The 16,653-nt window shown below is 32.9% G+C and carries 14 protein-coding genes and 1 other annotated feature; of the genes, 13 read left to right on the forward strand and 1 reads right to left on the reverse strand.

Annotated elements, in window-relative coordinates; translation table 11 throughout:
* Positions 1 to 228 precede the first annotated feature (228 nt).
* The 8 genes from yihA (at position 229) to AAA453_RS07570 (ending at position 8,294) form a co-directional block, all read left to right on the forward strand.
* Positions 229 to 816, forward strand: a complete 588-nt coding sequence (gene yihA, locus AAA453_RS07535) for a ribosome biogenesis GTP-binding protein YihA/YsxC (RefSeq protein WP_046465528.1) — start codon at positions 229 to 231, stop codon at positions 814 to 816.
* Between the two features lie 171 nt (positions 817 to 987).
* Positions 988 to 2,319 (forward strand): glutamyl-tRNA reductase, encoded by a 1,332-nt coding sequence (hemA, locus tag AAA453_RS07540; RefSeq protein ID WP_427704266.1) that lies wholly within the window; start codon positions 988 to 990, stop codon positions 2,317 to 2,319.
* Between the two features lie 21 nt (positions 2,320 to 2,340).
* Positions 2,341 to 3,177, forward strand: coding sequence for a cytochrome c biogenesis protein (gene ccsA / locus AAA453_RS07545; RefSeq protein WP_285323336.1), 837 nt, complete (start codon positions 2,341 to 2,343; stop codon positions 3,175 to 3,177).
* A gap of 56 nt (positions 3,178 to 3,233) precedes the next feature.
* Positions 3,234 to 4,160 (forward strand): hydroxymethylbilane synthase, encoded by a 927-nt coding sequence (gene hemC / locus AAA453_RS07550; RefSeq protein ID WP_046465526.1) that lies wholly within the window; start codon positions 3,234 to 3,236, stop codon positions 4,158 to 4,160.
* Between the two features lie 18 nt (positions 4,161 to 4,178).
* Complete coding sequence (locus AAA453_RS07555) at positions 4,179 to 4,865, forward strand: uroporphyrinogen-III synthase (RefSeq protein ID WP_427704267.1); 687 nt, start codon at positions 4,179 to 4,181, stop codon at positions 4,863 to 4,865.
* Positions 4,855 to 5,832, forward strand: coding sequence for a porphobilinogen synthase (hemB, locus tag AAA453_RS07560; protein WP_427704268.1), 978 nt, complete (start codon positions 4,855 to 4,857; stop codon positions 5,830 to 5,832). Before AAA453_RS07555 ends, hemB begins: the two co-directional genes overlap by 11 nt.
* Before the next feature lie 14 nt (positions 5,833 to 5,846).
* Positions 5,847 to 7,130 (forward strand): glutamate-1-semialdehyde 2,1-aminomutase, encoded by a 1,284-nt coding sequence (gene hemL, locus AAA453_RS07565; RefSeq protein ID WP_046465523.1) that lies wholly within the window; start codon positions 5,847 to 5,849, stop codon positions 7,128 to 7,130.
* A 96-nt stretch (positions 7,131 to 7,226) separates the two neighbouring features.
* Positions 7,227 to 8,294, forward strand: coding sequence for an AbrB family transcriptional regulator (locus tag AAA453_RS07570; protein WP_427704270.1), 1,068 nt, complete (start codon positions 7,227 to 7,229; stop codon positions 8,292 to 8,294).
* Between the two features lie 607 nt (positions 8,295 to 8,901).
* Here the strand turns inward: AAA453_RS07570 and AAA453_RS07575 are convergent.
* On the reverse strand, positions 8,902 to 9,480 hold the full coding sequence (locus tag AAA453_RS07575) for a DNA-3-methyladenine glycosylase I (RefSeq protein WP_427704272.1): 579 nt from the start codon (positions 9,478 to 9,480) through the stop codon (positions 8,902 to 8,904).
* Between the two features lie 59 nt (positions 9,481 to 9,539).
* Positions 9,540 to 9,781, forward strand: a binding site (T-box leader).
* 42 nt (positions 9,782 to 9,823) lie between these two features.
* Between AAA453_RS07575 and AAA453_RS07580 the strand changes: the two genes are divergently transcribed.
* The 5 genes from AAA453_RS07580 to radC all read left to right on the forward strand — a co-directional run bounded on the left by AAA453_RS07580 (position 9,824) and on the right by radC (position 16,546).
* The gene (locus AAA453_RS07580; RefSeq protein ID WP_285323328.1) at positions 9,824 to 12,454 is read left to right on the forward strand and encodes a valine--tRNA ligase; all 2,631 of its coding nucleotides are present in this window, start codon (positions 9,824 to 9,826) and stop codon (positions 12,452 to 12,454) included.
* An 11-nt stretch (positions 12,455 to 12,465) separates the two neighbouring features.
* Complete coding sequence (locus AAA453_RS07585; RefSeq protein ID WP_427704274.1) at positions 12,466 to 13,728, forward strand: bifunctional folylpolyglutamate synthase/dihydrofolate synthase; 1,263 nt, start codon at positions 12,466 to 12,468, stop codon at positions 13,726 to 13,728.
* 308 nt (positions 13,729 to 14,036) lie between these two features.
* Positions 14,037 to 14,855: a squalene/phytoene synthase family protein gene (locus AAA453_RS07590; protein ID WP_427704276.1), complete on the forward strand. Its 819-nt coding sequence runs from the start codon at positions 14,037 to 14,039 to the stop codon at positions 14,853 to 14,855.
* Between the two features lie 312 nt (positions 14,856 to 15,167).
* Positions 15,168 to 15,872, forward strand: a complete 705-nt coding sequence (locus AAA453_RS07595; protein WP_427704277.1) for a prepilin peptidase — start codon at positions 15,168 to 15,170, stop codon at positions 15,870 to 15,872.
* Positions 15,869 to 16,546 carry a RadC family protein gene (radC, locus tag AAA453_RS07600; protein ID WP_427704278.1) on the forward strand — a complete coding sequence of 226 codons (678 nt, stop codon included), beginning with the start codon at positions 15,869 to 15,871 and terminating at the stop codon, positions 16,544 to 16,546. Before AAA453_RS07595 ends, radC begins: the two co-directional genes overlap by 4 nt.
* Positions 16,547 to 16,653: the final 107 nt, after the last annotated feature.

The following is a 16,653-nucleotide window of genomic DNA, read 5'->3' on the forward strand; positions in this document are numbered from 1 at the left end:
TGAATTGAAAATGTACTTATATCAACCTTTTAAAGAGATTCAGCTCTTGTATTCCAATTTATAGTCATTCTTGCCGGGGTGGGACGACAAAAATTCATTAGAAAAATTAGTTTTCTGTCCTAGTCCCATTTTTTAAAAAAGAAAGCATAGATAAAATAAAAATACATATTCATATAAGCCATAGTGTAATATAATAAACAATGAGTTCAGAAGAAAAGAGGGACGATAATGAAAGTTAATCCTAATGAAATAGAATTATTAATTAGTGCAGTAAAACCGGAACAATATCCAGAAACCGGTTTAAGTGAAGTTGGCCTAAGTGGCAGATCTAACGTAGGTAAGTCAACGTTTATCAATAGTATGATTGGTCGAAAGAATATGGCAAGAACATCTCAACGACCTGGTAAGACACAAACACTTAATTTTTATAATATAGATAATCAACTTGTATTTGTTGATGTACCTGGTTATGGCTATGCGAAAGTGAGTAAATCACAACGTGAAGCATTTGGTAAAATGATTGAAAGATATATTTCACAAAGAGAATCCTTGAAGCTTGTCATTCAACTTGTTGATTTACGACATAACCCAACCGAAGACGATATCATTATGTACAATTATCTTAAATACTATGAAATTCCAACACTTATTGTAGCAACGAAAGAAGATAAAATTGCTAAGGGTAAAGTACAGAAGCATTTAGCGAAGATTCAGCAAAAATTAGAAATGGAAGCTGAGGACGAGATTATAAGCTATTCTTCAATTAAAAAAGACAAACAACAAAAAATATGGAATATGATTGAAAGTTATTTGTAATGATTACATTGAAGTAATATGTTTTGCTTTAAATAGGTTGAATTTAGTACAATTATGACAACATTTTGAATGTAAATTAGAAGAATTATAATTTACTCGAGCAAGATGGTTAACTCATGATGTAATTGTGTTATAATTTACTTATTGTAATATGTATGGAGGGCGTTATAAATGCATTTAATTGCGGTTAGCATAAATCATCGTACAGCAGATGTAGCATTGAGAGAAAAAGTTGCTTTTAAAGATGATGCCATACGTTCAGCCAATGTTGATTTATTTGAAACAAAATCTATTTTAGAAAATGTTATATTATCAACTTGTAATCGCACAGAAGTATATGCAGTTGCGGATCAAATTCATACTGGTCGTTATTATATCCAACGATTTTTAGCGAGATCATTTGGGTTTGATGTTGAAGATATTAAAGAAATGACTGAAGTAAAAGTGGGGGACGACGCAGTAAATCATTTATTGCATGTTACTTCAGGCTTAGATTCTGTTGTTCTTGGGGAAACTCAAATTCTTGGACAAATTAGAGATGCATTCTTATTAGCTCAAGAAGAGGACACAACAGGTACTATATTTAATCATCTTTTCAAACAAGCAATTACATTTGCGAAAAAAGCTCATAGTGAAACTGATATTGCAGACAATGCAGTAAGTGTTTCTTATGCGGCTGTTGAACTAGGTAAAAAAGTATTTGGCAAAATTGACAATAAGCAAGCTTTGATTATTGGTGCAGGGGATATGAGTGAATTATCACTCTTAAATTTAATTGGTTCTGGTGTCACAGATATAACAGTTGTTAATAGAACATTGAGTAAAGCTCAAAAATTAGCAATGAAACATCATGTGAAATTTGAATCAATGGAATCATTACCAAAACTTTTAGCTAATGTGGATATTGTTATCAGTTCAACAAGTTCAGACGAATATATTGTGACAAACGACATGATGCGTTCTATTTCAACAGAACGTAAAAGTGATTCACTTGTTTTAATAGACATAGCGGTTCCAAGAGACATTGAGCCTAATATTAATACAATTCAAGATGTATTTAATTATGATGTAGATGACTTGAAAGGATTAGTGGATGCTAATCTCAGAGAACGTCAAATAGCAGCAAATGATATTATGCAACGAATCCCAGGAGAAATTGTAGCACATAATGAATGGGTAAGCATGTTAGGCGTTGTACCTGTTATTCATGCCTTAAGAGAAAAAGCAATGAATATTCAGGAAGATACTATGGATAGTATTGATAGAAAATTGCCTGCCTTAAGTGAGAGAGAACGTAAAATCATTTCAAAACATACTAAAAGTATTATAAATCAAATGTTGAAAGATCCAATCAAACAAGCAAAAGAATTGAGTAATGATAGAAATAGTAACGAAAAATTAGAGCTGTTTCAAAACATTTTTGACATTGAAGCTGAACAGGCTTATGAACCTAAAAAAAGAAGAAGTGAAGTGCCAACTAGTCAAATCTTAAGTTTTGAATAAGCACATGCAAATGGTGATAATATGCAAGAATTTTCATTTATAAGATTAAATGAACTTATATTATTAATTTATTTATTTAGTATTGCTTGTTACTTTTTTGATTTTGTGAAAAAGCATTATAAAGTTAGAAAAATTGGTTTTGTTACATTAGGGATTGTTTGGGTGTTACAAACAATCTCTTTATCTATTTATGCTAATGTAACGAAACAAATTCCGTTAGGTAATGTTTTTGATGTGTTTTTTGCATTAGCTTGGTTGATTATTTCTATTTCTATAGTGATTAGTGTCATCAAGCAAATAAATTTTTCGATATTTTTATTTAATTTAATTGGTTTTGTACTAATTGCTATAAATACATTTCAACCTATGCATTATCAAAGTGCAGGAGATAAATTAAGTATTATAAACGAATTGTTAATAGTACATATTGCCTTTGCAATTATAAGTTATGCCCTGTTTGCTTTTGCATTTGTTAATTGTATATTATATTTAATACAGTATAAAAATTTAAAGCAGAAACGTTTTAATCAAAAATATTTTAGAATCGGTAGTGTAGCTACACTAGAGCAAGTTGTGTTTTATAGTAGCCTAATCGGTTTTATATTTATCATATTAAGTATCATTTTAGGTACACAATGGGGTATAAATACTTTAGGTTTACACATATTGAATGATCCTAAAGTAGTGATGTCTATAATTATTGCATTGCTGTATGGTGTATATATCATCTTTAGAGTAAGACATACGTTAAGTAAACATAATTTGATTTATTTTAATCTCAGCTTATTTTGCTTAAGTATGATTAATTTGATTTTTGCTTCTCATATATCTGATTTTCATCAATGGACAGGGATATGATTACAGATAGAAAAGGTTAATTGTTAAATATAGTCATTTCTAGGAGGTTGCGCCTAATGCGTAAGTTAATCGTTGGTTCACGTAGAAGTAAGTTAGCTATAACTCAAAGCCAACAATTTATTGAAAAATTAAAAGCTGTTGATCCAGAATTAGATATTGAAATTAAAGAAATAGTAACAAAAGGTGACCGTATTGTAGATAAACAATTATCTAAAGTAGGCGGTAAAGGGCTTTTTGTAAAAGAAATTCAAAATGAATTATTTGATCATGGTATAGATATGGCGATACACTCTTTAAAAGATGTCCCTAGTGTCATACCAGAAGGATTAACTCTAGGTTGCATACCAGATCGTGAAAATCCATATGATGCGTATATTGCTAAGAATCATGTTCCTTTACATGAACTTCCTGACAATAGTATCGTAGGTACAAGTTCTTTACGCCGTGGTGCTCAAATACTTGCGAAATATCCTAAATTACAAATAAAATGGATACGAGGCAACATTGATACACGTTTAAGTAAGTTAGAAACTGAAGATTTCGATGCAATTTTACTTGCAGCTGCTGGTTTGAAACGTATGGGATGGTCAGATGATATCGTGACAACTTATTTAGATAAAGAGACTTTAATACCAGCCATCGGACAAGGTGCTTTAGGTATTGAGTGTCGTGCGGATGATGAAGAGCTGTTAGCATTACTTAAGCAAGTTCACAATGAAGATGTAGCAGATTGTGTTACTGCTGAAAGAACATTCTTAGAGCGCATGAACGGCAGTTGCCAAGTTCCAATCGGTGGCTATGCTACGAAAAGTAGTGATGGTACAATCGAATTCACAGGCTTAATTATGTCTCCTGATGGTAAAGAACGTTATGAGCATACTGAGCGCGGAGAGAATCCAATTGAAATCGGTGAAAAAGTAACTGAAGTTTTAAATGCACAAGGTGCATATGAAATAATAAAGGCACTAAACGAAGAACAATAATCGTTTGAGGTGAAAATAATGAGACCAGTGATAGTAATGACACAGACTAGTGAATTTAACAAAGAAGATACATGTATTCTACACAAGCCCTTCATAGATGTAGAGCCGTTATCCTTTGATTTGAATTTGCTAGATGTTAACTATGACTGGCTTATTTTTTCGTCTAAAAAAGCTGTGAAACATTTCCAACCATATTTACCTATGTTAAATATACAAAAAATTGCAGTAATTGGTGAAAAAACAGCTGATTATTGCAAAACTTTAGGTCTAGATGTTTCGTTTTGTCCCACAGATTATTCACAAGAAGGCTTTCTTGAGGAGTTTGAAGCGATAAAAGGCAGTCGCATCTTATTACCATCAAGCGCAGCAGCAAGAACGTTATTACAAAATGGTTTAAAACAACAAGGGTATTTAGTTAGAAAAATTGACTTATATGAACCTGTTCCACATACTGAGAATATAAATGAAGTCTTAAGTCTCATAGCTGAAAATAAAATAGATGCTATTACTTTTGCGAGCTCATCAGCTGTGCGATATTTTTTTGAAAGTCGTCAACATATACCTTTTAATAATTATTTTGTCATTGGCCAACAAACATTGGACACATTAAATACATTTAATGTTCAGGGCACGATGTCAGAAATCCAAACATTAGAATCATTAGTTCAAAAAACTTTAGAAAGTTGGGAAGATAATGCAATTTGATAGACACAGAAGATTACGTAGTAGTAAATCACTGAGAAACATGGTGAGTGAAACGCACGTTCGCAAAGAAGATTTGATTTATCCAATATTTGTAGTTGAACGTGATAATGTGAAAACAGAAATTAAATCTATGCCTGGCATTTACCAAATCAGTTTAAATTTATTAGGTGAAGAAATTAAAGATGCGTATGATTTAGGTATAAGAGGCATCATGTTTTTTGGTGTGCCAAATGAAAAAGATGAAGTTGGTACAGGTGCGTATGATCATAATGGCATCATCCAAGAAGCAACAAGAAAAGCGAAGTCTATGTACAGTGACTTATTAATCGTTGCGGATACGTGTTTATGCGAATATACAGACCATGGTCACTGTGGTGTGATTAATCATGAGACGAAAGATGTTGATAATGATAAATCACTACCATTACTCGTTAAGACTGCAATTTCTCAAGTTGAAGCTGGTGCTGACATTATTGCGCCAAGTAACATGATGGACGGATTCGTTGCAGAAATTAGAGCGGGTCTAGATGAAGCTGGTTATTATAATGTGCCAATTATGAGTTATGGTATTAAATATTCTTCTAGTTTCTTCGGTCCATTCCGTGATGCAGCAGAATCTGCACCACAGTTTGGTGATCGCAAAACATATCAAATGGATCCTGCAAATAGAAGAGAAGCACTTAGAGAACTTGATAGTGATTTAAACGAAGGCGCAGACATGATGATTGTTAAACCTGCTCTAAGCTTCTTAGATATCATTAGAGATGTTCGAAATACTACAAACGTACCTGTAGTCGCTTATAATGTAAGTGGAGAATATAGCATGACAAAAGCAGCCGCACTTAATGGCTGGATTGATGAAAAAGCGGTAGTTATGGAACAAATGATTTCAATGAAGCGTGCAGGCGCAGATTTAATTATTACGTATTTTTCAAAAGATATTTGTAGATATATTGATGAACAATAAGGAGGTTATTTAGAATGCGTTATACTAATTCTGAAAAAGCGATGGTAAAAGCTGAACAATTGATGCCCGGTGGTGTCAATAGTCCAGTAAGAGCTTTCAAATCAGTAGATACACCAGCAATATTTATGGACCATGGTGAAGGTTCAAGAATATATGATATTGATGGTAATGAATACATCGATTACGTTCTAAGTTGGGGGCCATTAATTTTAGGACATAAAAATAAGCAGGTAATTGATAAAATTCATGAAGCCGTGGATAATGGTACAAGTTTCGGTGCTTCCACACTACAAGAAAATAAATTAGCTGAACTCGTTATTGATCGTGTGCCATCTATTGAAAAAATACGTATGGTTTCATCAGGTACTGAAGCAACCCTTGATACATTACGCTTAGCACGTGGTTATACTGGTCGTAATAAAATCATTAAATTTATCGGTTGTTATCACGGTCATAGTGACTCACTATTAATCAAAGCAGGATCTGGTGTCGCAACGCTTGGTTTACCTGATTCACCAGGAGTACCTGAAGGTATTGCGAAAAATACAATCACAGTTCCATATAATGACTTAGACGCACTAAAAGTTGCTTTTGAAGAATTTGGTGACGATATTGCTGGCGTTATAGTAGAACCTGTAGCTGGTAATATGGGCGTCGTACCTCCAGTTGAAGGATTTTTACAAGGCTTAAGAGACATCACTACAGAATATGGTTCATTACTTATTTTCGATGAAGTGATGACAGGGTTTAGAGTGGGATACAACTGTGCGCAAGGTTACTTTAATGTAACACCAGATTTAACTTGTTTAGGTAAAGTAATCGGTGGTGGCTTGCCAGTTGGTGCTATTGGTGGTAAGAAAGAAATTATGGATCAAATTGCGCCAGCGGGTGATATTTATCAAGCTGGTACGTTATCAGGTAATCCATTAGCTATGACAAGTGGTTATGAAACACTAAGTCAATTAACTCCTGAGTCATATGATTATTTTAATAAATTAGGTGACAAATTAGAAGAAGGATTGAAAGCGGTCTTTGCAAAACATCATGTGCCAATCACTGTAAATCGTGCTGGTTCTATGATAGGATATTTCTTAAATGCAGGGCCGGTGACAAACTTTGAACAAGCAAATAAAAGCGATTTAGAAATGTTTAGTCAAATGTATAGAGAAATGGCAAAAGAAGGCGTATTTTTACCGCCTTCCCAATTTGAAGGAACATTTCTTTCAACAGCGCATACAGAAGCTGATATTGAACAAACAATACAAGCATTTGATACCGCTCTAAGTCGAATTGTATAAAGTTTATTTTTAGCCCGAACAACCATGGTGTTGATCGGGTTCTTTTATATGTAAAGTACTATGAAGTATAATGATACCTATGAAAGTTGTGAGTACATGAGTAAGCAATTAAGAAACAATATCATCGTTTTAGCGTTAGCTTTATTTTTAAGTTTTATACTTAATGCAGCCAATATATTATTGCCATTTATGTTTGGTCCTATTATTGCCAGTATAATTTGTGTGAGATATTTGCATTTAGAAATAAATTGGCCATTTTGGCTAAGTCAAATTGGTTTAGTGTTACTAGGTGTTCAAATTGGATCTACTTTCACTAAAGAGGTTATTTTAGATATTAAAGATGATTGGTTTACTATTGTAATAATTACAGTGTTATTACTTGGGCTCGCGTTAATCATTGCTTATTTTTTCAAAAAAATAGCAAAAGTAAATACTGAAACAGCAATACTTAGTGTCATTCCAGGTGCATTGAGTCAAATGCTGATTATGGCCGAAGAAAATAAAAAAGCGGATATTATGGTAGTGAGTTTGACTCAAACTTCGAGAATTATATTTGTGGTTATTCTTGTGCCTTTTATTTCTTACTTTTTTAAAGACTCACAAGAATTAGCAACCGGTGGAACTGGAGTAACAGCAACGTTGACTGAAGCTTTATCGATGCCAAGTATTATCTTTTTGACATTAGCTGTAATCGCTGTATATATCGTAATGGGTAAAATTAATTTTCCGACAAAACAGATACTTGCACCTATTCTTGTACTAATATGTTGGAATTTATTGACAGGTGCTAACTTTACATTAGATAATTATATTATTGCAGCTGCACAAGTCATATATATGATTAGAATTGGCATTCAAATTGCGCTCTTATTAGATCAGATGAAAGGGCGAATTGCCGTCGCAATCGCTTTTCAGAATATATTACTCATATTGTTAGCTTTCGTAATGGTGCTAATCATTTCTACATTTTCGACGCATTCAGTAAATGAATTGTTCTTGGGCGCTGCTCCAGGAGGTATGAGTCAAATTGTTATTGTGGCATTAGAAACAGGTGCGGATGTCGCATTGATTTCTAGTTACCATATCTTTAGAATATTCTTTATTTTATTCTTAATTGCGCCAGCGATAAACGTGTTCTTGAAACATCGTGAAAAAAAAACTTAATTAAACTGATGATATTTTTAATTAGAAAATTGAACAATTACATCACAATTATATATTACGACTTTTATACACAATATTATGATATAGAGAGGGTGAGACCGTGTTAGAAAATGTGATATAGGCATATCAAATCACTTTTCAGTTAAAGTGACACTACTTTTTGAGCGAATAAGGTGAACCAAAAGTCACAATTAACAAAGTGTTTCTAACATATATTATGAAAATTATTTATATCATGGTCATCATTCTTCTATGGATTAATGTCATACTGACCTACGATATTGTAAAGGGTATCGTTGCAGTACTATTGACTTTACTTATAATCAGGTTGTATAAAAATAAAAAGATTGTTAAAAATAGTCACAAAAAACGAGATTTATAAAAGTTTTAAATTTTACAACACTTTTCTATTTATTTAAAATTAAAAATGTAGAATCGCTACTCTGTGAATTGCCAATATAAAAAATAAGGCTGAGACAAAATACATGTCTCAGCCTTATTTTTTATATAGTCTATTGAAATAATTTGGGTTTTGGGCGGGCATTTTGTTGAATCATGCTGAAAGATATCGAAAAATAAAATTTTCTCAAAAGGGAATGATCTATGGCTAATTAAAGCCTTTGCCTCGATAATGCTTTGGATTATTAGGACATGATTGCATATGTGCATTATACAAACCGGCAGCTTCTAAAAATGAATAAACTGTCACTGGCCCTAAAAATTTAAAACCATAACGCTTCAATGTTTTCGATAATTCTGTTGCGCGTGTGTCTACAGTAATACGATCACTTGGATGTGTATAGCCACAATCGATAGGTTGGTGATCTACATATGACCATAGAAAATCACTGAAACTTCCGAAGTCTTTTTCTATTTCAAAATATCCTTTTGTTTGTCCTACAATAGCTTCTATCTTTTTTCTATTATGAACGATATTAGGAAATGTCATCAAGCGGTCTATATCATCTGGTGTCATTTTGGAGATAAGCACTGGATCAAAGTCATAAAAAGCTTCTTCGTAAGATGCTTTTTTCTTTAAAATTGTTAACCAGGAAAGACCAGCATGTTGTGATTCTAAAGCCATCAGTTTAAATAATTTCAAGCTATCATAAAGTGGTTGGCCCCACACTTCATCATGATATTCCAGATAGGTTGGATCTTTTGTGCCAAATGCGCATTCATTCATATATTTTCACTCCATTCCATTGACTTATCTTAACATCCATTATACTATAATTAAGTAAAGAAATATTGTCTACTGGGAAGAGTAAATAGGCTTAGATTTAACAGAGAGTACATGTATGCTGAGAATGTACAGTTTAACTTATTGAAGGTAGCCCACATTGAACTTTAGCTGAAATACTACAATGTAATTGTATGTAAAATAGGTTAAAGCGTGTTTGAGCGTTAATCATAATTTTAAGTGCTTGAAATTAGTGAACTAATTTCTTGAATTTAGGTGGTACCACGGGAAATCCGTCCTATATATTTATAGGGCGGATTTTTTATTTTAAGGAGGATTTTAACGAATGGAAATGAAACCAAAATATAATCCGAACGAAGTTGAGTCAGGGCGCTATGAAGAATGGCTTGATAAGGGCTATTTTAAAGCGTCTGAAGATAATACAAAAGAAACATACACAATTGTTATCCCACCACCAAATGTAACGGGTAAATTACACCTAGGACATGCATGGGATACAACGTTGCAAGATATATTGACACGTATGAAACGTATGCAAGGTTACGATACTTTGTATTTACCTGGTATGGACCATGCTGGTATAGCAACACAAGCCAAAGTAGAAGCTAAATTAAATGAGCAAGGATTATCTCGTCATGATTTAGGTCGTGAAAAATTCCTTGAACAAGCCTGGGATTGGAAAGAAGAATACGCTACATTTATTAGAAAACAATGGGCTAAACTAGGATTAGGTTTAGATTACAGCAGAGAAAGATTTACATTGGATGAAGGATTGAGTAAAGCAGTTAATAAAGTATTCGTTGATATGTATAAGAAAGATTTAATCTATCGCGGAGAATATATTATTAACTGGGATCCCATCGCTCGTACTGCGTTATCAGATATTGAAGTTATTCATGAAGACGTACAAGGTAAATTTTATCATTTTAAATATCCTTATGCAGATGGTGAAGGCTATATAGAAATCGCTACAACACGTCCTGAAACAATGTTAGGTGATACTGCGATTGTTGTGAATCCTAATGATGATCGTTATAAAGATATCATTGGCAAAAAAGTTATATTACCAATCCTAGGTAGAGAATTGCCTATCTTAGCAGATGATTATGTAGATATTGAATTCGGTAGTGGTGCTATGAAAGTAACACCTGCGCATGATCCAAATGACTTTGAAATCGGTAACCGTCATGACTTAGAACGCATTATTGTTATGGATGAATCTGGTAAAATGAATGACAAAGCTGGTAAATACGAAGGTTTAGATAGATTTGACTGTCGTGAACAGCTTGTAAAAGATTTAGAATCTGAAGGTTTAGTTATTAAAATAGAAGAGCATGAACATTCTGTTGGTCATTCTGAACGTTCTGGTGCAGTTGTAGAACCTTATTTATCTACACAATGGTTTGTAAAAATGAAACCTTTAGCAGAGCAAGCATTAGATAATCAAAAAACAGATGATAGAATCGATTTTGTACCTGCAAGATTTGAAAAAACATTTAACCGTTGGATGGAAGAAATTAGAGATTGGACAATTTCACGTCAATTATGGTGGGGACATCAAATTCCTGCATGGTATCACAATGAAACTGGCGAAATTTACGTCGGTGAAGCAGCACCAGAAGATATTGAAAATTGGACACAAGATGAAGATGTATTAGACACATGGTTCTCTAGTGCATTATGGCCATTCTCAACGTTAGGTTGGCCAGACGTTGAAGCTGAAGACTTCCAGCGCTACTTCCCAACGAATGCATTAGTAACTGGTTATGACATCATCTTCTTCTGGGTGGCAAGAATGATCTTTCAAGGATTAGAATTTACTGGAAAACGTCCTTTCGATGATGTATTATTACATGGATTGGTCCGTGCAGAAGATGGACGTAAAATGAGTAAATCTCTAGGTAACGGTGTTGATCCAATGGATGTTATCGATGAGTATGGTGCAGATAGCCTAAGATATTTCTTAGCAACTGGTTCTTCACCAGGTCATGATTTACGTTACTCTACTGAAAAAGTTGAATCTGTATGGAATTTTATCAATAAAATTTGGAATGCAGCTCGATTCAGTTTAATGAATATTGGGGATGACTTTAAAGTTGAAGATGTAGACTTATCAGGTAATCTATCATTAGCAGATAAGTGGATTTTAACGCGCTTAAATGAAACGATTGCTAACGTTACAGATTTAAGTGACAAGTATGAGTTTGGTGAAGTTGGTCGTACGCTTTATAACTTCATTTGGGATGATTTCTGTGATTGGTATATTGAAATGAGTAAAATACCAATGAATAGCGATGATGAAGCACAGAAACAAGTAACGCGTTCTGTACTAACTTATGTGTTAGATAATACAATGAGAATGTTACACCCATTCATGCCATTTGTTACTGAACAAATTTGGCAAAATCTGCCACATGAAGGTGAAACAATTGTTAATGCACCTTGGCCTAAAGTGAACGATGCATTGATTTTTGATGAAAGTAAAGAAACGATGCAACAACTTGTTGAAATAATTAAATCTGTTAGACAATCACGCCTGGAAGTAAACACACCATTATCTAAAGCAATACCTATTTTCATTAAAGCAAAAGATGAAAATGTTAAAGATACGCTAGTAAATAATTCAAATTATATAGATAGATTCTGTCATCCTAGTGAACTTACAATCGATACAGCAGTTGAAATACCTGAAAAAGCGATGACATCTATTACTACAGCTGGTGAAGTTGTTTTACCACTTGAAGGTTTAATCGACATGGATAAAGAGATTGAGAGATTAGAAAACGAACTTGGGAAATGGGAAAAAGAATTGGATCGTGTTAATAAAAAATTAGCAAACGATAACTTCGTTAATAAAGCACCTGAAAAAGTAATCAATGAAGAACGTGAGAAAAAACAAACGTATCAAGAAAAATACGAGGGTGTTAAATTACGAATTAATCAATTAAAAGCATAGGAGTCCTAAACATGAATTACCTAGATAGCTTATATTGGATACATGAAAGAACTAAATTTGGCATTAAACCAGGCATTAAGCGTATGGAATGGATGTTGGAACGATTAAACAATCCTCAATTTAATATAAATGGTATTCATGTAGGTGGCACGAATGGAAAAGGATCCACAGTTGCATATTTAAGATCAGCGCTTGTTGATAATGGATATGAAGTGGGTACTTTCACTTCGCCATTTATTGAAACCTTTAATGAGCGTATAAGTTTAAATGGGATACCGATTAGTGATGATAATATTGTTGAATTAGTTCAAAAAGTAAAGCCAGTAAGCGAAGCATTAGAAGTTGAAACAGAGCTTGGAACAGCCACTGAATTTGAAATCATTACTACGATGATGTTTTTATACTTTGGTGAATTACACCCAGTTGACTTTGTAATAGTTGAAGCGGGATTAGGGATAAAAAACGATTCAACGAACGTTTTTAAACCGATATTAACAATTCTCACAAGTATAGGACTAGACCACATTGAAATTCTAGGGGATACTTATACTGATATAGCAAAAGATAAAGGCGCAATCGTCAAACCTAATACACCAATTATCTATGCAGTGAAAAATGAAGATGCGCTTAAAGTAATTCGTGGTTGTGTTGAGCAACAGAATACTGAAGGTATAGAGTTTGATCGCGATATTAGTATCGTTTCACAAGAAGAAGAATTTACTTATCGTTATAAAGACTATGAATTAGAAACCTTACTATTAAATATGTTGGGTGAGCATCAAAAAGAAAATGCAGCTTTAGCAATAACTGCACTTATTGAACTAAACGAATCAGGCATTGTTGATTTAGATTTCAACAAGATGATAGATGGTATTGAATCAGTAAGCTGGACTGGGAGAATTGAGCAAGTTAAAGAAAAGCCTTTGATGATTGTTGATGGCGCACATAATGTTGAAAGTGTTGAGGCTTTGATTAGTACAATGAAGGATTATTATCACGTTGATAGTCTAGATATCTTGTTTTCTGCAGTAAAAGGGAAGCCAATTAATACGATGGTAGACCAACTTAAAACAATTGCTTCAACGTTTTATGTTACTGATTTTGATTTTCCTCGTGCATTAACTAAAGACGCTATTTTTGAAGAAATACGATTTGATCAAAAAGAACTTGTTGATGATTATGTGAAGTTTATTGAAACATATGAAGGTGATGGATTAATCATAACTGGAAGTTTATATTTCATTAGTGAAGTTAAAGCAAAAGTTAATTTTTAGATTTTATTAAACAATAGTGAAACTGTGCTGATTTTAATTAAATAAAGAGTTATTCAATAAGAAAGCTAGTTATTATTTAGCGTTATTGAGTCAGGATTAATGATTTATTCTGACTTTAATGTAAAAGTAACTGGCTTTTTTATATAATAGTTTTATGAAAAGTGAAGATTTGTTTGATTATTTGTGTAAATTGTAATTAATGTGTCGTTTAACGCGAATAATTATTGTTGATTTTTTAGCTATTTAGCAATTCCTATTTTAATTTGTAATAATATGATAGTATTTAAAAAAGGGAGGGAAAGATTAACATGACAGAAAAGAAATTTCCAAAGGATGCAATGCGCGTACTGAAAGAAACAAGCCGTACGTTTTATATTCCGATTACCTTTTTAGAAAAAGAATTAAAACATTCAGTAGCATCTGCATATTTAATACTACGAGCAATTGATGAGATTGAGGATCATGAAGAAGTAGATAATGATTTAAAATATACAATTTTAATGCAAGTGAGTGAATTGTTTAAAGAACCTTTTGATGAAGAAAAATATCTAGAGATTCTTGGCCCTGTGAGAGATATTATGCCTGAAGTTACACTACGTTTAAGTGAGTGGATAGACGCATGTCCCGACAGAACTTTGCCAATCGTTTTAGATTGTTCGAGCGAGATGGCATTCGGTATGGCTAAATGGGCGAAAGCAAACTGGGATGTTCATACACGCGAAGATTTAGATGAATATACATATTACGTTGCAGGGCGTGTCGGTGTCATGCTATCAGAGCTATGGGAATTGTGTGCTGGTGAAAAAACAGACCGCGATTTAGCCATTGGTTATGGACGTGGACTTCAAGCTGTTAACATTTTACGAAATGAGAAAGAAGATTTAGATGAACGTGGTGTGAGTTTTGTACCGGATGGTTGGACTCGTGCAGACCTGTTTGATTACGCAGATGAAAACTTAGCAAAAGCAGATGCATATATCAATTCAATCCATAAGAGAACGATTATATTATTCGCACGTTTACCATTAGCGCTTGCACATAAATCTTTGAAAGCTATGAAAAATGGCCGTGAAAAAATAACACGTAAAGAAGTCGAAGAAACAGTAGAAGAAGTTAAGAAAAAATAGTATCGAAAAATAATTATTTACTTTATTTTTAAAAGTAACAACAACAAATAACATATTAATTAATAAATACAGAGTGTCTGATTGTGTCTTTCTGTATTCCCTAGTTAAATATGCATATAATTATTACACATACATAAGCGCGTAATTTCTATTTTATTTAAATGCTTTTCCCTTTAAATTGTAGAGATTACAGCGCTTTTTGTGTACTGAAAATTCATTTTAACAAGTTTGCAATTAAAATTTTTAATTAAGTGATAATTTTGTTATTAAATTAAAATGGACGTGCTATAATTTTTATAAGGAGGCACATCATTGATTAAACAACTTTTATTATGTCCAGTTCTATTTAGTTATTTGTACCAGTTGAGCCATGTAAATCAATTAAGGTTAAAATACTTTACCTTACGTTCTCGTTGTGATTATTGTCAAAGCGTACTTAAATTTACCGAAATGATACCAATTTTAAGCTTTTTGTGTTTAAAGGGAAGAAGCAGTTGCTGTCAAAGTAAGTTGAGTTCTTTATATTTAATTGGAGAATTATTATCTATTGTTCCTGCATTTATACTTTCTTACTTATCATTTCCTTTAGATCACACCACCTTTATACTTATATATATATTCCTACTTGTATTTACTATGTATGACATCAAAACTTTTGCGCTGCCACTCCATCTGTACATTATATTTTCGTTATGTGCCTATTTTATTGCACAAGGAAATGTATACCACTGCTTAATCATGACTACGATATTACACCTTTTTTATTTTTTAATACGTCACGGCATTGGTTACGGTGACATACTTCTTTTTTCATTGCTATCTTATTTACTACCATATCCAGATTTTGTGTTAACAATGTTTTTTACGTTTATTTGTGGGGGGATTTTTGCTTTAGTTAGTATGATACTTTTTCGTAATTTAAAGCAAAGAATACCACTTATACCTTTTATTTTTGTTGCTTTTAATTTAACGATGGTGTCTCATCAATATTTAACTTTAGGAGAGGGTCTAATTTGAGAATAAATGAACTAGCAGATAATCAGAAACCGAGAGAACGTTTGTTAAGCTATGGTGCCTCGCATTTATCGCATGCTGAGTTATTAGCTATACTCATTAATACTGGTCGAAAAGGGAGTTCCAGTTTAGATATTGCAAACGAATTGTTGAAGACAGTTGGCAACTTAAAAGAATTAAAAAGGTTATCTATCAGTGACTTAAATAAAATCAAAGGTGTAGGTTTATATAAAGCGCTTATTTTGAAAGCAGCATTTGAGTTAGGAGAACGCATGCATTCAGGTAGCGTAGACGATAAGATTCAAATTTCAAGCCCTAAAGATGTCGCAGATTTCATGATGGGCAAAATGGAGCATTTGACACAAGAGAAATTTATAGCGTTGTTTTTAAATTCTAAAAACGTAATTATTAAGCAAAAGACTATATTTATTGGCACTTTAAATAGCTCAATTGTACATCCAAGAGAAATATTTAGTGAAGCTGTTAAATGTGCGAGTAACGCCATTATTGTATTACACAACCATCCTTCAGGTGATGTTACGCCTTCAACCGAGGATATTAAAACTACTGAAAGGTTAAAAGAATGTGGTCAAGTGCTAGGAATTGATTTATTAGACCACATTATTATAGGTGACCATACTTATTTAAGCATGGTTGAAGAAGGGTATTTTGACTGAAGACTATTTGAGTAACTGAAATAATTTAGCCCTGTTTCCAAGTTTGACTCATTTACATGTGTAGAACATAAGCTACTTGTTCTATATTTTAAAAACATATTAATTTG

Source organism: Staphylococcus parequorum (assembly GCF_039237145.1).
Lineage (GTDB): Bacteria > Bacillota > Bacilli > Staphylococcales > Staphylococcaceae > Staphylococcus > Staphylococcus equorum_A.